This is a genomic window from Arthrobacter sp. zg-Y238, from assembly GCF_024385525.1.
In the GTDB taxonomy this organism is placed as follows: Bacteria; Actinomycetota; Actinomycetes; order Actinomycetales; family Micrococcaceae; genus Arthrobacter_B; species Arthrobacter_B jinronghuae.
This window is the reverse complement of sequence record NZ_JANFLU010000005.1, coordinates 1-19933: the sequence shown is the minus strand read 5'-3', so window position 1 is coordinate 19933 and position 19933 is coordinate 1. Positions and strand designations below refer to the sequence as shown.

The window sequence follows — 19933 nt, the reverse complement described above, 5'->3', positions numbered from 1 at the left end:
GACCGGGAATGCAAGGGTTTCCCCGGCCACGGTTACGGGTTTTGGTTTTCCTGAAAACAAGTATTGACACGGTTTGCAAACGATTGCAGTGTGTGGTCTACGCCACACCCTTGTGGCCTCGACAACGATGTTAGGTGGGAGCCACGATGGCCGGTGCGGTGACTGTTCGGGACGTGGCGAGGCTCGCGAGCGTCTCCGCTTCAACAGTTTCACGTGCCCTTTCCGCGTCTGAACTAGTGGCACCCCACACCCGGGACCGGATCCTGGCCGCTGCCCGGCAACTCGGTTACAGCGCCAACACTTCGGCGAGGAGCCTCATCACCGGGCGGACCAGTAACTTCGGCCTGGTTGTCCCGGACCTCGAGAATCCCTACTTTGCCTCCGTCACCAAGGGAGTCCAGAGCCGGGCGCTGAGCGAGGGTTTCGCAGTCTTCGTGGCCGACTCCGATGAAGACGTGCGCACGGAAATCGAGCTGGCGCGCAAGCTGGCCTCCCAGGTGGACGGCCTCATCCTGTGTTCGCCGCGTATGGGCAACCGGGATCTGGCAGCGGTCACTGAAAGCACCACGGTGGTCCTGGTGAACCGGCAGCTGCCGCAGGTCCACAGCATCACCGTGGACGACACCGAGATTGTGCGGCAGGCACTGGGCCATCTGTACGCCCTGGGACACCGGACGGTCGCCTATGCGGGCGGGCCCGCGACGTCGTGGTCCGACGGCCAACGGCGAAACGGTATCCGCAGTGCCTTGTCGGACCTACCGGGGCTCAAGGTGGCGGAAATCGGCTCGTTCCGGCCGGTGTTCGGCGGCGGGATGTCGGCAGCAGACCTGGCCGTGGCCACCGGCGCGACGGCAGTACTGGCCTACAACGACCTGATGGCCCTCGGCATCCTCTCACGCCTCCAGGCAAGGGGCATCAACGTTCCGGCGGACATGAGCGTCGTCGGGATCGACGACGTCAGCGCGGCAACCCTTGTTTCTCCAGCACTGACCACTGTCCGTGCACCGCTGCAGAAAGTCGGGACAGCGGCGGTGGATGCCCTGATCGACAGCATTTTCCCCGACCGCCCGCCTCTGCCCCCCGAGACCCTGCCCGTCGAATTGATTGTGCGTGCTTCCACTTCCGTTCCCAGCCGTCCACCCCTCACGTCCCGCGAAGAAGCCGGACTCGATGAAAGGTCAAGCAATGCGCACCAGTAAGAAAATGCAGATGCTTTCTGTTTTCGCGGCGGCCGCGCTGATCGCCGTCGGCTGCGGTGCACCCGGCAGCGACGCGGGCAGTGAACCGCTGTCCACCAGCGATGTTCCCGATGCCCCGTCCGAGGCGGTGACGTTGAACATCCTGGACGTTGCCGGCAACAAGCAACTGACGGAAGGGATCTTCAACGACTTCGTCAGCGAACATCCGGACGTCGTCTCCGGCGTGACATGGGAAACCGCAGGCGCCCCGGACATGGCCGGCAAGCTCAAGGCCCAGCAGCAGGCCGGGAACCTGCAGATCGACCTGGTGCTGACCGGCACCGACGGCCTCTCCGCCGGGATCAGCGAAGACCTTTTCGTGCCGATCGCTACGGATTACAAGGACCGGTTGTCCAATATGGATAACTATCAGGAGCCGGCCGCACAGATGCAGGAACTGGCCGAGGGCAAGGGCGTAGCTCTGACCTATTACCCCTCCGGCCCGCTGCTGGAGTACAACCCGGACAAGGTCCCCAACCCGCCCACCACCGCCGAGGAACTGCTGGCATGGACGCAGGAAAACCCGGGGAAGTTCGGCTACGCGCGGCCGGCCAACTCCGGACCGGGACGCACGTTCCTCATGGGCCTTCCCTACATCCTGGGCGATGACGATCCCAAGGACCCGGAGGCCGGCTGGACCAAGACCTGGGATTACCTCAAGCAGCTGAACCAGAACATCTCCTCATATCCCACGGGTACCGGCGTCACCATGAACAACCTCAAGAACGGCACCTGGGACATGGCCTTGACCACTACCGGGTGGGACATCAACCCGCGGGCGCTCGAACAGGTTCCGGCCAATTTCGAGGTCCAGGCACTGGAAGGCTTCACCTGGGTAACCGATGCCCAGTATGCGGTTGTTCCGAAGGGTGTTTCCGCCGACAAGATGTCTGCCATTCTCCAGGTCCTGCAGTATGCGCTGACGCCTGAGCAGCAGGCCAAGACCTACGACAGCGGCTATTTCTACCCCGGCCCGGCGGTGGAGGACGTGACCCTGGACATGGCTCCCCAGAGCAGCCAGGACATCATCAAGAAGTTCGGACGGCCGGAGTACGACGCCCTGATCGAGGACAATCCCAAGGCCACTCCGATCAGCGCGGAAGACCTCGTGACCGCGTTCAACACCTGGGACACCGAAGTCGCGAGCGGAAAGATTGAAGAAAAGAAATGAGCATCCACGCCACTGCATTCAAGACACTCGAACTGCAGCGGGTTGCCCGGGACTTCGGTGGGCAGTCAGCCCTCGCCAACCTCAGCCTCAGCATCAGCAGCGGCGAATTCATCGCACTGCTGGGACCTTCGGGCTGCGGAAAGTCGACAGCCTTGAACTGCCTGGCCGGGCTCCTTCCCCTGACCGGCGGCCGGATCCTTATGGACGGGCGCCAGATTGACCGCCTGCCGCCGGAAAAACGCGGGTTTGGAATGGTCTTCCAGAACTATGCCCTCTTCCCCCACCTCACCGTGGAGAAGAACATCGCGTTCGGACTGGAAATGCGGAAGGTGCCCCGGGCCGAGATTAAGACCCGTGTCGCGGAGGCCATCGAGCTCGTCCAGCTGGGACCGCATGCCCGGAAGCTTCCCGGACAGATGTCCGGCGGCCAGCAGCAGCGTGTGGCAATCGCCCGCGCCGTCGTGCTGCGGCCGCCGCTGGTCCTGATGGACGAGCCGCTCTCCAACCTGGATGCCAAGCTGCGGCTGGAAATGCGGACGGAGATCCGCCGGCTCCACCAGTCACTGGGCCTGACCACCATTTATGTCACCCACGACCAGGAGGAAGCCCTGTCCCTGGCCGACCGTCTGGTGGTCCTGCGGCAGGGCGAGGTACAGCAGGTCGGCACGCCGCAGGACCTGCACGAGCATCCCGCCAACTGGCACGTGGCCGATTTCATGGGCTACCGGAACCTGCTTGACGGCGTGGTTGAGCAAACCCGGGGAGGCTCCGCCACCGTGTCCGTGGCGGGCACCGGCATCACCGGCTCCACCAAAGATCCGGTGGCGCCCGGGGACGCCGTCAAGGTGGGAATCCGCCCAGAAGATTTCGATATTGCCGGGTCCCTGACGGCGGCCGACGGCACCACCCAGCTTGAAGCGACAGTCGAAGTCGTTGAGTACCAGGGACGCGAGTTTGCAGTGGAGGCACGCACCGACGCCGGGCAGGCGCTCCATATCCGCACCCACCGGCGTGCCGAACCGGGCCAGCGGATCATCGTCTCAGCCCGCCACGAGCGGGTACTTGTCTTCGCCTCATCCATGGACAGCGGAACCCCTGCCGGACGTGAACTGCAGGAAGCCACGCCATGAGCGTGTCCACCGGCAAAACCCGCGGGTCCGGCGCCCCGACGCCCGGCTCCCGGCCGGCACTGTCCCACAGGCTGGCCGAACGGGGCATTGACCGGCTGCTCCTGCTGCTGGTGCCGGCCCTCCTGTTTGCCCTGGTCCTGTTCGTCTACCCGTTCGTCTACGGACTGGGGCTTTCCTTCCAGCCCCGGGAAGGCGGGCTGTTCGGCGCCTACATCAAGTTCTTCACCGATCCCTCGATGCGCGGGCTGGAGTCCATCTGGATCACTCTCAAACTCGCCGTCCCGGCCGCCGTGTTCAATGTAGCGGCGTCCATTCCCCTCGCCTACAAAATGCGCGGAAAATTCCGCGGCAAGCGGATGCTGACCACTGTGCTGGTCATCCCCATCACGCTGGGCACGGTCCTCACCGCGGAAGGCCTGTTGAATTTCTTCGGCCAGCGCGGCTGGCTGAACCGGTTCCTTGAGCTGTTCGGAGTCGGTCCGCTTGACCTCGTCCAGAACTACTGGGGTGTGCTCTGGTCCCTCATCATTTCCGGGTTCCCGTTCGCTTTCCTGCTGATCCTCTCCTACCTCTCGGGCATCGATCCCTCCCTCGAAGCCGCAGCGCGGACGCTGGGAGCGGACTGGAAACAGCGGTTCCGCAAAATCACCCTTCCGTTGCTGGCACCTGGGCTTGCCATCACGTTCTGCCTGACCTTCGTACTGGCGTTCAGCGTTTTCCCCTCGGCCATCCTTGTGGGAGATCCGTCCGGTTCCACCCGGGTCATCGCCTACGTGGCCTACAACGCGTGGGGCCAGCAGTTCGACTATCCATTGGCGTCCGCCGCCGCGATTGTGATGGGAGCGGTGGAGCTCGCCGTCATTGTCCTGGTGCTGCTGTGGCGCTCCCGGATGTACAAGGGAAGCACCGGAGGTAAGGGCTGATGAGCACCACCACAGTTAACGACAGGACACCCACGTCGCCGCCGCCCGAACGACGCCGCCTCAGGGCGACCCCGGGCACCTTCCTGGTCTGGGGCGGCATGGCCCTGTTCCTCATCCTGCTCTTCGGCGTGGTTGCCTCGGTAGTGGTCAATTCCCTGGCCGGCCAATGGTTCGACACCTGGTTCCCGTCCAGCTACACGGCGTCATGGTACGGCGACGCCTGGCGGGAGTACGACCTGGGCCAGGTGGTCAGTACCACGGTGATTGTCGCCGTCACGGTGGTGAGCCTGTCGGTGCTGATCGGGGCGCCGGCCTCGTACGTCCTGGCGCGCCGCAATTTCCCCGGCAAATCCCTCGTGATGCTCGTGTTCCTGCTTCCGATCATGATGCCGCCGATCACCTACGGCATCCCGCTGGCCACACTGCTGACGTACTACCACCTGGCACCGGGGCTGACCGGAGTAATCCTTGCCAACCTGGTGCCCTCGGTTCCGTTTGTCATCCTGACCATGACGCCCTTCATTGAACAGATCAACCCGTCCATCGAGTCCGCAGCACGGATGTGCGGGGCCAACATGACGCGCATGTTTGTCCGGATCCTCGCTCCCCTGCTGATTCCCGGCGTCCTGGCGGCGGCAGTGCTGGTCCTGGTCCGCACGGTGGGGATGTTCGAACTGACCTTCCTCACGTCCAACTCCGAATCCGACACCCTCGTCGTAGCGCTCTTTACCGCGATGACGGGGGCAGGGATCCGTGCCCAGCAGTCCGTGGACGCCATGGCGGTGATCTACATGCTCATGATGATGGTGCTGCTGGTGATCGCGCTGCGGTTCGTCAACCCCACCCAGCTGGTTTCGCAGGTGCGCCAAGATGCGGACTGAGGCAGGTGTGGCCGCCGCGGCCGGGCAGGAGTCCGAACGCCTCAGCCTGTCCGCCCTCGCTGCGTCCGGAGCCGGTTCCGCAGCGGGACCCGCTGTGGAGCCGCGGAGTCTGCGCATCGGGATGGTCCATCTCGGACTCGGTGCCTTCCACCGTGCCCACCAAGCGGTCTATACGGAAGACGCAGCCGCTGCCTCGGGTGACGCCGGATGGGGAATCCTCGGCGTGACGGGGCGGACGGCCAAGGTAGCGGACGCCCTGCAGCCGCAGGACGGGCTGTACACCGTGCTGACCAAAGCGGCCGGCTCCCGGGAGGAGGACAGCAGTGCCCGCATCATCGGATCACTGCGCGGCGTTGCCTTCCCGGGCCGGGACACGCCGCGGGTGATCCAGGCGCTGGCGGCACGGGAAACCACGGTCGTCACCATGACCATCACGGAAAAGGGGTATCCCCGGGATGCCTCCGGGCACCTGGCGCTGGATAGTCCTGCCGTTGCGGCGGACCTGGCCGTCCTTGAACGGGACAGCCGCCGGCCGGCGAACTCCGACGACGCCGCCCGGACTCCGCTGGGACTGCTGGCCCGCGGGCTCTTCGCCCGGTACCGCTCATCGGGTGCTCCGCTGAATGTCATCTCGTGTGACAACCTCAGCGCCAACGGGTCCGTCACCCGCACATTGTTGACGGAAATGGCTGCAGCCGGCGGTTCCGGCTTCCGGGACTGGGTATGCGAATCCGTTTCCTTTCCGGACACCATGGTGGACCGCATAGTCCCCGCAGCCACCGAGGCTGACCGGCGGGAGGCTCAGACGCTGCTGGGCCTGCGCGACGAGGGACTGGTAGTCGCAGAGCCGTTCGGGCAGTGGATCCTGTCGGATGATTTCGCCGCACGGCGGCCGGCATGGGAGCTGGCCGGCGCGGTGGTGACCCGGGATGTGCGGCCCTTCGAAGCGGCCAAGCTGCGCCTGCTCAACGGCACCCATTCACTGCTGGCCTATCTGGGGGCGCTGCGGGGCTACCGGACCATTGCCGAGGCAGCCGCGGACGAGGAGCTGGCGGCCGCGGCTGCCGCACTGCAGGCCGAAGTCCTCCCGACGCTGAGCCCGCCCCCGGGTGTGGACCTGGCGGAATACGCCGCCGGGATCCTTGCCCGTTTCCGGAACCCTGCCTTGGGCCACACCACCCTGCAGGTGGCGATGGACGGATCACAGAAGCTGCCTGTGCGGGCCCTGGGAGCGGTGGAAGACCTGCTGGCCCGGGGAGTGGTCCCCGAGGCGCTGGCCCGGCTCGTGGCCGGGTGGATGGTCTTCGTCTACCGCGGCAGGGATGCGTTCGGCAACGAGCTGCCGCTCCAGGATCCGCTCGCAGAAGTCCTGGCCGGGAAAGCCCGGGGACCCCAGGGCGGCCTGGTGGACCGAATGTTCGAGTTGCCCGGCGTTTTTTCAGCCCCGGTGGCCGGGAACCCCGGCTTCCGCACCGCCGTTGCTGCCCACGCCGCGGAGTTGCTCGGCTCCCTGAGCCAGTCACCTTAACCGGTCCGGCCGGGGTGGTTGCCTAACCACCCCGGCCGGATTCGTTTTCCTGCCTGCTAGCCGGCCAGGATGGCCGCACCGTATGCCGGCAGCTGCACGGCATCGCCGTAGAGCTCAACCGGCGCGGTTTCGAGCAGGACGTCCGCCTGCTTGCCGAACGGAAGCGGCACCTCGCGCGGGGTGTCGGCAAAGTTCAGCGCCACCGCCGTGGAACCACGCTGCATAACCAGCCAGCGGCCCACTTCGTCATAGTCCACCCGGATGTTGCGCAGGTCCGGGTCCATCAGGTCGGGGGTTTCCCGGCGCAGGGTCAGGAGCCTGCGGTACAGGTCCAGCAGCCGGCCGTGATCGCCCTCTTCCACCTCGGACCAGTCCAGCTTCGAGTTGGTGAAGGTGGACGGATCCTGGGGGTTGGGAACCGTAGCCGGGTCCCACCCCATCCGCTCGAATTCCTTCAGGCGGCCCTCTGCCGTGGCCTTCCCCAGTTCGGGTTCCGGATGGGACGTGAAGAACTGCCAGGGCGTGGAGGCCCCGAATTCTTCACCCATAAAGAGCATGGGAGTGAACGGCGAGGCGAGGCTCAGCACCGCGCCGAGGGCAAGCTGCTCGTACCCCAGCGTCGCGCTCAGCCGGTCACCGGCCGCCCGGTTGCCGATCTGGTCGTGGTTCTGGATGGCCGTGACCAGCTGGCGCGCGGTCACCACCTCCTTGTCCAGCGGACGTCCGTGACCGCGTTCCCGGAAGGAGGAGAACGTTCCGTTGTGGAAGAACCCTTCCTGCAGCACCTTCGCCAGCGCTTCGAGGGAGTCGAAGTCCTCGTAGTAGCCGCCGTTTTCACCCGTGAGGTTGGTATGGGCGGCATGGTGGAAGTCATCGGACCACTGGCCGGCAAGGCCGTAGCCGTTGACGTTCCGCGGGGTGATGAGCCGGGGGTTGTTCAAATCCGACTCCGCGATGAGGAACAGCGGCTTCCCCAGGGCTTCGGCGCACTTGTCCGTGGCGGCTGCCATTTCTTCGAGGATGTGCACGGCGCGTTCGTCGTGCAGTGCGTGCACCGCATCCAGGCGCAGCCCGTCCACGTGGTAGTCGCGGAACCACATCAGGACGTTGTCCACAATGTATTCGCGGACAACGTCGGAGAGCGGACCGTCCAGGTTGACGGAGTCCCCCCAGGTGTTCGACTTCCCCTCGGTGAGGTACGGGCCGAACATCGGCAGGTAATTGCCGCTGGGTCCAAGGTGGTTGTAGACAACGTCCTGGATAACGCCGAGTCCGGCCTGGTGGGCCGCGTCGACGAACCGCTGGTAGGCCTCGGGCCCGCCGTAGGTTTCCTGCACGGCGTACCAGAGCACGCCGTCGTAACCCCAGTTGTGGGTTCCGTTGAAGGCATTGACCGGCAGGAGTTCGACAAAGCGCACACCCAGGTCCACCAGGTAGTCCAGCCGCCCGATTGCTGCGTCCAGCGTCCCCTCGGGGGTGAAGGTGCCCACGTGCATTTCGTAGATGGCGCCGCCGTCGAGCCCCGGGGAGACCCAGCCGGCGTCATGCCACTGGTAAACATCCGGGTCAAAGGTGCGCGAAAGGGCGTGCACGCCCTCGGGCTGCCGCCGGGACCGGGGGTCCGGCACGGGCGTCTCGGCGTCGTCAATCAGGTAGCCGTAGTCGATGTCCTCGGTGAGCTCGGCATGCTGGACGTGCCACCAGCCGTTCTCGCCGCGGGTCATCGACAGCCGCCGGCCGTCGGCCAGCAGCGTCACGGTGCCGGCCTTGGGTGCCCACACGTCGAAGTTGGTCCTCATTTGCCGTCCTCCCGTACAAGCAGCGCCACCGGATAAGTGCCGAACAGATCCGCAGCTGCCAGCCGGCCGCCGCTTTCGTGCGTTATCCCGGTGATCACGTCACGGTAGGTGCCCGGAGCCAGGACGACGGCGGTGTCCTGCCATCCGCCCTGACGCTGCAGTCCCAGCGGCAGACGGGTCACCAGCGTGACCGCTCCGCCGCGGTCGAACCCGAAGAGGTGTTCTGCCGCGGATCCTTCCACCGCTACGGGGACGTACCCCGTGAACAGCTCCGGCCGGCCCCGCTTGAGCTGCAGCGCACGGGTGGTGATGAGCAGCTTCGCTGCCGCGTCCTCGTCCAGGGCGGGTGCACCGGCGTCGGCGAACGACGCCGCGACCTCGCGTCGCCGGGCGAAGTCCACTTCGCGCCGGTTGTCCGGGTCCACCAGTGACCGGTCCCAGAACTCGGTGCCCTGGTAGACGTCCGGTACGCCGGGCATGGTCAGCTGCAGGAGCTTGGCGGAGAGCGAATTGCTGTACCCCGCCTCGCGGATGCGCTCGACCAGCGCAGTGATCACCGCGGTGACGTCCGGATTGTCGAACGCCGCATCAACGGCTGCATGCATGCGCTCTTCGAAGTCCGCGTTGGGAGCCGTCCAGGTGGTGCTGCTGGCTGCTTCCCTCGAGGCCTTCTCGGCGTAGGCGTGTGCGCGTTCGCGGCTCAGCGGCCAGGCCCCGACGAAGGTCTGCCAGAGCAGGTTCGCCATCGGCCCGTCCTTCATCGGAACAAGGGCATCGAGGCGCGTGAACGCTTCGCTCCACTCCTCCGGGATTTCCGCGAGCACGGAGATCCGGGCGCGGGTGTCCTCGCTGCGCTTGGTGTCATGCGTGGTCAGGGCCGTCATGGCCGCCGGCTGTTCCAGCTGCCGGCGGAGCAGCCGGGTGTGCATTTCAAACGGTGATACGGCGAAGTGTGCCGGGTCGGCGCCAACCTCGTTGAGCGAGGTCAGGCGGGAGTAACGGTAGAACGCCGTATCCTCGACGCCCTTGGCCATGACCATGCCGGAGGTCTGCTGGAAACGCACCGCCAGCTCACCCAGGCGGGAAAGCGACACCGTCTCAGCGGAGTCTTCATCCAGCAGCGGGTTCAACAGCGGGTGCAGGATGTCCAGCGCCGCCGCGAGATCCGGCCGGTGGACCTTGGCCGCGATGACGGCTTCGGTCAGGTGGTCGGCACCTTCGGGCAGGTAGCTGCGGTAAACCGGGAAGCAGGCCAGCAGTTCCGCGATCGCATCTGCAGCCGTTTCCGGGTCCAGCCCGCTGTCCGCCGGGAGCAGGCGCACGAGGCGCTGCACCTCGGAGTGCAGCAGGTTGTCCGCGATGACCCGCTTGGTGCCGTGGATCATCTGTGCGTACGGTTCCATCGGCACCAGTGCGGTCAGCGTGTCACTGCCCGCCGGGTCCACGAACAACCGGTCAATGTCGGCCAGCGCGTCGTAGCCGGTGGTGCCTTCGGTTTCCCAGTCCGCGGCGAGCTTTTCGCCCGGTTCCAGGATCTTTTCCACGAGGATGTACGCACCGCCGGTGATCTCGCGCAGCCGTGCCAGGTAACCCTTGGGATCGGCGAGGCCGTCCGGATGGTCGATGCGCAGGCCGTCCACGAGGCCTTCGTCGAACCATCGCCGGATTTCGGCGTGTGCCTCGTCAAAGACCCACGGTTCTTCCACTCGGATGCCGGCCAGGGTGTTGACCCCGAAGAACCGGCGGTAGTTCAGCTCATTGTCGGCGCGGCGCCAGTTCACCAGTTCGTAGGACTGGCGGGCGTGTACGTCCTGCGCGCTGTCGCCTTCCGCTGCGGTGCCTTCGGCCACCGGGAACCGGTGGTCGTAGTAGTGCAGTTCGTTGTCCGCCAGCTTGAGCTGCTCGAGCTCGTTGTCGCCGTCGCCCAGGACGGGCAGCCGCAGCTTCCCGTTCCCGGCGTCCCAGTCGATGTCGAAGGCTTCGGCGTACCGGGAGTTGCGGCCTTCGGCCAGCACGGACCACCACCACTTGTTCCGGTGCGGGGTGGCGATGCCCATGTGGTTGGGCACAATGTCCACCAGCACGCCAAGGCCTGCCGCGTGGGCGGCGTCGGAGAGGGCCTTCAGCCCCTCCGCTCCGCCGCGGGTCGGGTCGACGGCTGAAGGATCAGTGACGTCGTAGCCGTGGTCCGAGCCTTCTTCCGCCGTGAGGATGGGCGAGAGGTACACCCAGTCCACGCCAAGGTCTGCCAGGTACGGCACGAGTTCCGCGGCGTCGAACAGGGTGAAGGACGGGCGGATCTGCAGACGGTATGTGGAGAGGGGTGTCCTCATTCGGCAGCCTCGGTGTTCTGGGCGGCCATGGCCGCGAGGGACGCAGCTACGGAGTGGTCGTGCTCCTCTTCCTCTTCGTGCGCCCGCAGGACCACCATGGACTTGGCAGCCACGGTCAGCTGGGTGTCCGCGGCAACCGGCTCCGAGTCGGCGTACTCGCCGGCAGTGTCGATCACCGTGTCCCACATGGGTGCGTATTCCTTGGCCGGAAGGGTGACCTTCACAGCTTCGTCATGCGCGTTGAAGTACAGCAGGAAGTTCAGGTCGGTGATCCGCTGTCCGCGCGCGTCCTTGCCCGAGATGCCCTGCCCGTTGAGGAAGACGCCCAGGGAACGGCTGACCGGGGTGTCCCAGTCGTCCGGGGACATGGTGGTGCCGTCCTCGTTCAGCCATACGATGTCCGGCAGCGCCTCACCCTCGCCGCGCCGCACGGGACGGCCGTCGAAGAACCGGCGCCGGCGGAACGTGGGGTGCTCGGCACGCAGGGTGTTGACCGCCGCGGTGAATTCCAGCAGCGGTGCGTCCATGGTCTCCCAGTTGATCCAGCTCAGCTCGGAGTCCTGCGCGTAGGTGTTGTTGTTGCCCTGCTGGGTGCGGCCCAGCTCGTCGCCGTGGGCGATCATCGGCACGCCCTGGGAAAGGAGCAGGGTGGCGAGGAAGTTGCGCTGCTGGCGGGCACGAAGGGACAGGACCCCGGGATCGTCCGTGGGGCCTTCAACACCGCAGTTCCAGGAGCGGTTGTGGGATTCGCCGTCGTTGTTGTCCTCGCCGTTGGCTTCGTTGTGCTTCTCGTTGTAGGACACAAGGTCATGCAGCGTGAAGCCGTCGTGGGCGGTGACGAAGTTGATGGACGCCACCGGGCGCCGGGCAGAGGACTCGTACAGGTCCGCGGAGCCGGTGATGCGGGAGGCGAACTCGCCAAGCGTGGAGGGCTCTCCGCGCCAGAAGTCGCGGACCGTATCCCGGTACTTGCCGTTCCACTCGGTCCACTGGGGCGGGAAGTTGCCCACCTGGTAGCCGCCGGGTCCAACATCCCAGGGCTCGGCGATCAGCTTGACCTGGGAGACTACCGGGTCCTGCTGCACCAGTTCGAAGAAGGCGGAGAGGCGGTCCACGTCGTAGAACTCACGGGCCAGCGTCGAGGCCAGGTCAAAGCGGAAACCGTCCACGTGCATTTCGGTAACCCAGTAGCGCAGCGAGTCCATCAGCAGCTGCAGGGAGTGCGGGTTGCCGACGTTGAGCGAGTTGCCCGTGCCGGTGTAGTCCATGTAGTACTTCTTGTCGTCTTCCACCAGCCGGTAGTAGGACGCATTGTCGATGCCGCGGAAGGACAGGGTCGGGCCCATGTGGTTGCCCTCGGCCGTGTGGTTGTAGACCACGTCCAGGATCACTTCGATGCCGGCGAGGTGCAGGGCACGCACCATGGCCTTGAATTCCTGCACCTGCTGGCCCTGGTCGCCGGTGGCGCTGTAGGTGTTGTGCGGGGCGAAGAAACCGATGGTGTTGTAGCCCCAGTAGTTTGACAGCCCCTTTTCCTGCAGGGTCGAGTCGTTGACGAACTGGTGCACCGGCATCAGTTCGATGGCGGTGACGCCGAGTTTCTGCAGGTGCGCGATCACGGAAGGATGGGCAACACCGGCATACGTGCCGCGCTGGTCCTCGGGCACGTCGGGGTGCAGCTCGGTCAGGCCCTTGACGTGGGCCTCGTAGATCACGGACTGGTGGTACGGGACCTTCGGCTTCCGGTCTCCGTCCCAGTCGAAGAACGGGTTGATGACGACGCCCATCATCATGTGCGGAGCGGAATCTTCGTCATTGCGCGAGTGTTCGTCGCCGAAGTTGTACCCGAACAGCGCCTGGTCCCAGTCGATTTCGCCGGCAACAGCCTTGGCGTAGGGGTCCAGCAGGAGCTTGTTCGGGTTGCACCGGTTGCCGTTCTCCGGATCGTTCGGACCGTCCACGCGGTACCCGTACTTCTGCCCCGGCATAACCTGCGGCAGGTAGCAGTGCCAGACATACCCGTCGACCTCGGTCAGCCGGACCTGGTGCTCGGTGCCGTCCTCATCGAACAGGCACAGGGTTACGGAATCTGCCACCTCGCTGTAGAGAGCGAAGTTGGTGCCGTTTCCGTCGTAGGTTGCGCCCAGCGGATAGGCATCTCCCGGCCAAACTTCCATGTAGTGCTCCTGACTAGTTCCCTGACAACACGTAATTGATATGTCTACTTACTTTTTTACCCCAGAGTTGGAGCTTACTTGAATTTGCGGCGCGGCCGCCCAGTGAGATTTGCCACAAGTGAGCGGATCTGCGGTTCCAGCAGCGACGGCTGGACCGGCCCGTCAACGGCTGCAAGCGCGCCGGCACGACCGTGGAGATGGGCAGCAGCCGCGGCCAGCCGCGCATAGTGTCCCGGTTCCCGCTCCGTGTCCGGGGTGCGGTCCGTCGCCAGGAGAGCGCCGAGGATGCCGGCGAGTGTGTCTCCGCTTCCCGCTGTCGCCAGCCACGGCGTCGCCTCGGCCTGGCTGTACAGTTCACCGGTGGGAGCCGCCGCCAGCGTGGCCCAGCCCTTGAGCAGGACCGTGGCGCCCGTAAGTTGGGCGGCGAGGCGGGCGTAGCGGATGGGATCGGCTTCGATGTCGGCCCGCGATGCCTCCTCGCCCAGCGAACGCAGCAGCGCGGTGAGTTCGCCGGCGTGCGGGGTGAGCACGACGCCGGGGTGCAGCCCCGCGCGGACCGCCGTGATCGCGTCGGCGTCGATCACTGCGGGCAGCCCGGACGCCATGGCGTCGCTGGCCCGGCGGCGCTGGTCCTCGTCGTTGCCCGCCCCGGGTCCGGCAACCCAGGCCTGGACATGGGTGTCCCCTACGGTCCCTGAGCCGCAGACCGCTTCGGGGTGCGCCAGGTTGATCAGCCGGGCGACGGCGCCGGGTCCCAAGTAACGGACCATGCCGACGCCGGTGGCGAGGGCGGCGCCCGTGGCCATCAAAGCGGCTCCGGGGTAGGTGTCCGAGCCGGCGGCAATGCCGAGCACCCCGCGGCTGTACTTGTGGTCCGCGGGCGTTGGAACCGGCAGGAGCCCGGCCAGGTCTTTTGCCTGCAGGCGGTAGGCGGACGGGGCTCCCAGATGCGGGCCCAGCCCGATGTCGATGCAGCGGATTTCCCCGGCGGCCGCGGCACCCGGACCGGCGAGCAGCCCCGTCTTGACGGCACCAAAGGTCACGGTGAGGTCCGCCCGCAGGCAGGTTCCCTCCACCCGGCCGGAATCGGCGTCGACGCCGCTGGGGAGGTCGCAGGCGACAACCAGCGGGCCCTGCCGCTGCAGCCGTGCTGCGTTCAGTGTCTCTGCGAGTAGGCGGACGGGGCCGCGCAGTCCGCCGCTGCCGCCGGTACCCAGGACACCATCGATTACGGCATCGGCCCCGAGTGCGGCCCCGGCGAGGGCTGCGGCGTTGGACTCTGTGAGTGCCAGGACCTTTCCGCCCTGCGCCCGGAACGCTGCCAGCGCCTCGGCGTGCGCTGTGTGGGAGGTGAGCACCGCCGTCGTCGCTGCTCCCCGCCGGGCCAGCCTTGCGGCGGCATAAAGCGCGTCTCCCCCGTTGTTGCCGCGGCCGGCGAGAACCGTCACCGCGGCTCCGTAGATCCGGCCGCGGCGGGCCGCCAGCCGGTCCGCGGTCGCCGCGTACAGCCCGTAGGCTGCGAGCTGCATCAGTTCCCCGCCCCGGCCTTCGGCCAGCAGCGGGGTTTCGGCCCGGCGGACCGCGGTACCGGTATACGCACTGATCATGCGCTTTGTCCTAGCCTTCGGCGATGACCATTGCAGTAGCCATGTTGCCGTCATGGCTGAGGGAAAGGTGCCAGGTCTGCACGCCTTTGCCCTCCGCCACGGCGGCCACGGTTCCGTCGATCTGCAGCAGCGGCGCTCCGGCGGGATCCAGCAGGACCTGGCAGTGCTGCCAGTTCATGCCGGCAGGGGCGCCGAGGGCCTTGGCCACGGCTTCCTTCGCCGCGAACCGTGCAGCCAGTGACCGCAGGTTCAGTTCCCGTTCCGCCGGGGCGAACAGCCGGGCCCGGAGCCCGGGTGTACGCTCCAGCTGGCGGCCGAACCGCGGCACGTCCACCACGTCGACGCCGATTCCGATAATCACCGAAGCACGCTCCTTATTCCACCGTGACGGACTTGGCCAGATTGCGCGGCTGGTCCACATCGAAGCCCTTGGCCGTAGCCAGCTCGCAGGCGAAGATCTGCAGCGGCACGGTGGTCAGCAGCGGTGCCAGCAGGGTCGGGGTTTCCGGCACGTAGAAGATGTGCTCGGCGTAGGCCTTGACGGCGTCGTCGCCTTCTTCGGCGATCACGATCGTCTTGGCCCCGCGGGCCCGGATCTCCTGGATGTTGGAAACCACCTTGGCGTGCAGCGAATCCCGGCCGCGGGGCGACGGGACAACCACGAACACGGGCTGGCCTTCCTCGATGAGTGCTATCGGGCCGTGCTTGAGCTCGCCGGCAGCGAACCCTTCAGCGTGGATGTACGCCAGCTCCTTCAGCTTCAGGGCGCCTTCCATGGCCACCGGGAAGCCGACGTGGCGGCCGAGGAACAGCACCGAAGAGGCGTCCTTCATCAGCTGCGCCAGTTCCTTGATCAGCCCGGAGTTGTCCAGCACCTGCTGGATCTTGTCCGGCACCTTGCCCAGGTCTGCGAGGATGTCCTTGATCTCGCCCTGGAACTTGTTGCCGCGGAGCTGCGCCAGGTACAGGCCGAGCAGGTATGCGGCGGTGATCTGTGCCAGGAACGCCTTGGTGGAGGCAACGGCGATTTCCGGTCCGGCGTGCGTGTACAGGACTGCGTCCGACTCGCGGGGAATGGTGGAGCCGTTGGTGTTGCAGATGGCCAGGACCTTCGCGCCCTGTTCCTTGGCGTAACGCACCGCCATCAGCGTGTCCATGGTCTCGCCCGACTGGGAAATGGCCACAACCAGCGTGTTGGAGTCAACAATGGGATCCCGGTAGCGGAACTCGTGGCTAAGCTCCACCTCGACCGGCAGCCGGCACCAGTGCTCGATGGCGTACTTGGCCACCTGTCCGGCGTAGGCGGAGGTCCCGCAGGCGAGGACCATGATCTTGTTGACGTTCTTGAGGTCCTCGGGGCTGACGCGCAGCTCATCGAGGGTGAGTCGTCCGTCGATGTCCGACCGCCCCAGGAGGGTGTCCCCCACAGCCTGCGGCTGGTCGTTGATTTCCTTCTCCATGAAGGAGTCGTAACCGCCCTTTTCGGCGGCTGCTGCATCCCAGTTCACGTAGAACTCAGTGCCTTCGGCCACTTCGCCGAAGAAGTCGGTGATCAGGACCGAGTCAGGCGTGATGGTTACCACCTGGTCCTGGCCCAGCTCGACGGCGCGGCGGGTGAAGTCGATAAAGCCCGAAACGTCGGAGCCCAGGAAGTTCTCGCCTTCGCCCAGTCCGACGACGAGCGGGGAGTTGCGGCGGGCGGCAACCACTGTGCCGGGTGAATCGGTGTGAACGGCCAGCAGGGTGAACGCACCCTCGAGCTGCTGGCAGGCGAGCTGCATGGACTTTGCCAGATCCGCGTTGCCGTCGCCGCGGTAGATGGAGGCCAGCAGTGCTGCGGCCACCTCGGTGTCGGTTTCAGAAACAAACTCGGCGCCGGCGTTCAGCAGTTCGGCCTTCAGCTCGGCGAAGTTCTCAATAATGCCGTTGTGGATCACGGCGAGGCGTCCGTTGTCGGCCAGGTGGGGGTGGGCGTTCTCGTCGGTCGGGCCGCCGTGGGTGGCCCAGCGGGTGTGCCCGATACCGGTGGTGGCCGGGGTCAGCGGAGCCGCTTCCAGCTCGGCCACGAGGTTGGCGAGTTTGCCTGACTTCTTGCGGTATTCGATACCCAAGGGAGTGAGCACGGCGACGCCGGCCGAATCATAGCCCCGGTATTCCAGCCGCCGAAGGCCTTCCATTACTACGTCGAGAGCTCCGTGCCCGCCGGCGCTAATACCTGCAATGACGTCCGGACGGCCTGCGTATCCAATAATTCCACACATAGCACTAAGCGTACCGGCCCGCGGACGGGATACCGAAAGCATGGTGTCCTTCAGCCTGTTGCACAGTCTTTGCGCGCTTCGGGCCGTTTGGGTTTGCCTGCTGTTCAGGGCAGAATTCCTAAGGTGACCGAACGCCATGTTAAGTCCTCCGCGGCCCAGCCGCCCGAGAGCAGTTTCACTCCCTTCGTCGAACTGGACCGCAAGACCTGGTCGCGGCTGTCACACGAGATACGCTCCCCGCTCAACCAGGAGGACATCCTCCGGCTGCGCGGCGTCGGTGACCAGTTGAACCTTGATGAGATCAGGGAGGTCTACCTCCCGCTCTCCAGGCTGCTGAACCTGTATGTGGCTGCCGCAGGCCGCCTGCACAGTGCCACCACCACTTTCCTTGGCGAGAAGACCACCCGTACCCCGTTCGTGATCGGCGTGGCCGGATCCGTGGCTGTCGGCAAATCCACCACGGCCCGGGTCCTGCGTGAGATGCTGCGCCGCTGGCCGGAAACCCCGAACGTGGAACTGATCACCACGGACGGTTTCCTGTACCCCAACGCAGAGCTGGAACGCCGCGGGCTGATGCAGCGCAAGGGCTTCCCGGAATCCTATGACCGACGCCGGCTGCTGCGCTTTGTCAGCGAGGTCAAGAGTGGGGCCGAGGAGGTCCGGGCGCCGAAGTATTCGCACCTGACGTACGACATTGTCCCCGGCGAGGAGATAGTGGTCCGCCGGCCGGACGTGCTCATTGTCGAGGGCCTGAATGTCCTCGCCCCGGCCCGGACACGCGCCGACGGGCGTTCCGGCCTCGCGCTGAGCGACTTCTTCGACTTCTCGATCTACGTGGACGCCCGCACCTCCTACATCGAGGAATGGTACGTCCAGCGCTTCCAGTCGCTGCGCACCGGAGCCTTCGCTGACCCCGCATCCTACTTCCACCGCTACGCAGACCTGACGGATGATGAGGCCCGGGCCACTGCCCTGGACATCTGGAGGCGGATCAATGAGCCGAACCTCACCACCAACGTGCTGCCCACGAGGGGCCGCGCCCAGCTGGTGCTGACCAAGGACGCCGACCACTCCGTGAGGCGGATGCTCCTGCGCAAGACCTGAGCCCGGTGCGGGACCCGGGTCCCGCACCGGCGCAGTGCTGCTAGACCGCCGCTCCGGCGCCTGCGTTTAGCGCCAGATGGGTTTCAACCGTTTCGGCGAGCCGCCGTGCGGTGTCTGCTGCCGTTTCCATGTCCGCGGCCTCCACCATGACCCGGACCACCGGTTCGGTGCCGGAGGGGCGAAGCAGCACGCGCCCCGTTTCGCCCAGTTCCTGCCCTGCCTGCTGGACTGCGAGCCGTACCGGCTCGTTGGTCTCGACGGCGGACTTGTCCACGCCCTTGACGTTAATGAGCACCTGCGGGAGCTTCTGCATAACGCCGGCCAGCTGCTTCAGGGTCCGGCCGGACCGGGCCACCTGTGCTGCCAGCTGCAGGCCGGTGAGGACGCCGTCTCCGGTGGTCGCGTATTCGGAGAAAATGACGTGCCCGGACTGTTCGCCGCCTAGGCTGTAGCCGCCGCGGCGCATACCTTCGAGCACGTAGCGGTCCCCCACGCCGGTTTCGATGAGCTCGATGCCGGCCTCGCGAAGGGCGAGCTTCAGGCCGAGGTTGCTCATGACCGTCGCCACCAGCGCATTGTCTTTGAGCTTGCCGGCTTCCTTCATGGCGACAGCCATGATCGCCATGATCTGGTCACCGTCCACCACGGTGCCTTCGTGGTCCACTGCAAGGCAGCGGTCGGCGTCGCCGTCGTGGGCGATACCGAGGTCGGCACCGTGCGCCACAACAGCTGCCTGCAGCTGCTCGAGGTGGGTTGAGCCGTAACCCTCGTTGATGTTGAGGCCGTCCGGGTCGGCGCCGATGACCACTACTTCGGCACCCGCGTCGGCGAAGACCTGGGGTGAGCAGCCGCTGGCCGCCCCGTGCGCGCAGTCCAGGACAACCTTCAGGCCCTCAATGCGGTTGGGGAGGGTTTGCAGCAGGTGGACCACATACCGGTCCTCGGCATCGGCGAAGCGGTGGATCCGCCCCACCTCGCCTCCGGTGGGACGCATGCTGGGAAGTGCCATTTCAGCTTCGATGGCATCCTCGACGGCGTCATCCAGCTTCTGCCCGCCGCGGGCCAGGAACTTGATGCCGTTGTCGGGGGCTGCGTTGTGGGAGGCGGAGATGACAACGCCGAAATCTGCGCCAAGGTCGGCAACCAGGTACGCTGCGGCCGGGGTCGGCAGCACGCCGGCGTCGTAGACATCAACGCCCGAGCTGGCGAGTCCGGCCTCCATGGCGGCGGAGATAAAGTCACCGCTGATGCGCGGGTCCCGGGCAACCACAGCGACCGGACGACGGCCCTGTTCCACCCGGCGATGGCCCAGCACCACTGCTGCGGCTTGAGCGAGTCCGAGGGCAACTTCGGCGGTGATCAGCCCGTTCGCCAGCCCACGGACGCCGTCCGTTCCAAACAATCTAGTCATTACGTATCCTCAAGCAGGTTGTAGCCACAGCGGGAGCCGCTCACGGGCAACTTACTGGCCCATTCTGCCACCGGTGCACCCTGGTCTCCGAAACGGGAAGGACCATTGCACGTACCAGACGGGTAAATACCGGCATCGGTGTGGCCAATGCAACTCTGCAGGCATCCCTTAACGCCAAAAGGCAGCCGCCGTAGCGACTGCCTCTTGGTGAAACCTCACGCTCTTCAGTGCTTGTGCACCCAAGCACCCAACTAGCGCTTGTGGAGCCAAGCGCCAATTCAGCGCGAGGGGCCCTTCGTGCAGTCGCTCCAGCGACTGCACGAACGGGAAGGCGGTATTTTAGGGTGGTGTAAGTTAGTGGGGGTCGGGG

Annotated in this window: 14 protein-coding genes; 7 read left to right on the top strand and 7 right to left on the bottom strand. The window is 66.0% G+C overall.

Going from position 1 to position 19933, the window contains the following annotated elements:
• Positions 1 to 146: 146 nt before the first annotated feature.
• Genes NNX38_RS05115 through NNX38_RS05090 form a run of 6 tightly spaced genes read left to right on the top strand, consistent with a single transcriptional unit; the run spans position 147 to position 6871 of the window.
• A complete protein-coding gene (locus NNX38_RS05115; RefSeq protein WP_255797211.1) occupies positions 147 to 1199 on the top strand; it encodes a LacI family DNA-binding transcriptional regulator in 1053 nt (350 codons plus the stop codon).
• On the top strand, positions 1186 to 2409 hold the full coding sequence (locus NNX38_RS05110) for an extracellular solute-binding protein (protein ID WP_255797030.1): 1224 nt from the start codon (positions 1186 to 1188) through the stop codon (positions 2407 to 2409). The genes NNX38_RS05115 and NNX38_RS05110 overlap by 14 nt, the downstream gene beginning before the upstream one ends.
• A complete protein-coding gene (locus NNX38_RS05105; protein ID WP_255797029.1) occupies positions 2406 to 3539 on the top strand; it encodes an ABC transporter ATP-binding protein in 1134 nt (377 codons plus the stop codon). Before NNX38_RS05110 ends, NNX38_RS05105 begins: the two co-directional genes overlap by 4 nt.
• Positions 3536 to 4462 carry an ABC transporter permease gene (locus tag NNX38_RS05100; RefSeq protein ID WP_255797028.1) on the top strand — a complete coding sequence of 309 codons (927 nt, stop codon included), beginning with the start codon at positions 3536 to 3538 and terminating at the stop codon, positions 4460 to 4462. Before NNX38_RS05105 ends, NNX38_RS05100 begins: the two co-directional genes overlap by 4 nt.
• Positions 4462 to 5343, top strand: coding sequence for an ABC transporter permease (locus tag NNX38_RS05095; RefSeq protein WP_255797027.1), 882 nt, complete (start codon positions 4462 to 4464; stop codon positions 5341 to 5343). The genes NNX38_RS05100 and NNX38_RS05095 overlap by 1 nt, the downstream gene beginning before the upstream one ends.
• On the top strand, positions 5333 to 6871 hold the full coding sequence (locus NNX38_RS05090) for a mannitol dehydrogenase family protein (protein WP_255797026.1): 1539 nt from the start codon (positions 5333 to 5335) through the stop codon (positions 6869 to 6871). The genes NNX38_RS05095 and NNX38_RS05090 overlap by 11 nt, the downstream gene beginning before the upstream one ends.
• A gap of 56 nt (positions 6872 to 6927) precedes the next feature.
• Here NNX38_RS05090 and treZ read toward each other — a convergent pair whose 3' ends face one another.
• The 6 genes from treZ to glmS all read right to left on the bottom strand — a co-directional run bounded on the left by treZ (position 6928) and on the right by glmS (position 17048).
• The gene (gene treZ, locus NNX38_RS05085; protein WP_255797025.1) at positions 6928 to 8670 is read right to left on the bottom strand and encodes a malto-oligosyltrehalose trehalohydrolase; all 1743 of its coding nucleotides are present in this window, start codon (positions 8668 to 8670) and stop codon (positions 6928 to 6930) included.
• Positions 8667 to 11003 carry a malto-oligosyltrehalose synthase gene (gene treY, locus NNX38_RS05080; protein WP_255797024.1) on the bottom strand — a complete coding sequence of 779 codons (2337 nt, stop codon included), beginning with the start codon at positions 11001 to 11003 and terminating at the stop codon, positions 8667 to 8669. Before treY ends, treZ begins: the two co-directional genes overlap by 4 nt.
• Positions 11000 to 13180: a glycogen debranching protein GlgX gene (gene glgX / locus NNX38_RS05075; RefSeq protein ID WP_255797023.1), complete on the bottom strand. Its 2181-nt coding sequence runs from the start codon at positions 13178 to 13180 to the stop codon at positions 11000 to 11002. Before glgX ends, treY begins: the two co-directional genes overlap by 4 nt.
• 74 nt (positions 13181 to 13254) lie before the next feature.
• The gene (locus tag NNX38_RS05070) at positions 13255 to 14787 is read right to left on the bottom strand and encodes an NAD(P)H-hydrate epimerase (RefSeq protein WP_255797022.1); all 1533 of its coding nucleotides are present in this window, start codon (positions 14785 to 14787) and stop codon (positions 13255 to 13257) included.
• Positions 14788 to 14797: 10 nt separating this feature from the next.
• Entirely contained in the window at positions 14798 to 15148 is a 351-nt protein-coding gene (locus tag NNX38_RS05065; protein WP_229949943.1) for a holo-ACP synthase, read from the bottom strand.
• A 13-nt stretch (positions 15149 to 15161) separates the two neighbouring features.
• A complete protein-coding gene (glmS, locus tag NNX38_RS05060) occupies positions 15162 to 17048 on the bottom strand; it encodes a glutamine--fructose-6-phosphate transaminase (isomerizing) (RefSeq protein WP_255797021.1) in 1887 nt (628 codons plus the stop codon).
• Positions 17049 to 17171: 123 nt separating this feature from the next.
• On the opposite strand from glmS, the gene coaA reads away from it, so the two are divergent.
• Positions 17172 to 18152 carry a type I pantothenate kinase gene (gene coaA / locus NNX38_RS05055; protein WP_255797020.1) on the top strand — a complete coding sequence of 327 codons (981 nt, stop codon included), beginning with the start codon at positions 17172 to 17174 and terminating at the stop codon, positions 18150 to 18152.
• A 40-nt stretch (positions 18153 to 18192) separates the two neighbouring features.
• On the opposite strand, the gene glmM is transcribed toward coaA, so the two are convergent.
• On the bottom strand, positions 18193 to 19563 hold the full coding sequence (glmM, locus tag NNX38_RS05050) for a phosphoglucosamine mutase (protein WP_255797019.1): 1371 nt from the start codon (positions 19561 to 19563) through the stop codon (positions 18193 to 18195).
• Positions 19564 to 19933 lie beyond the last annotated feature (370 nt).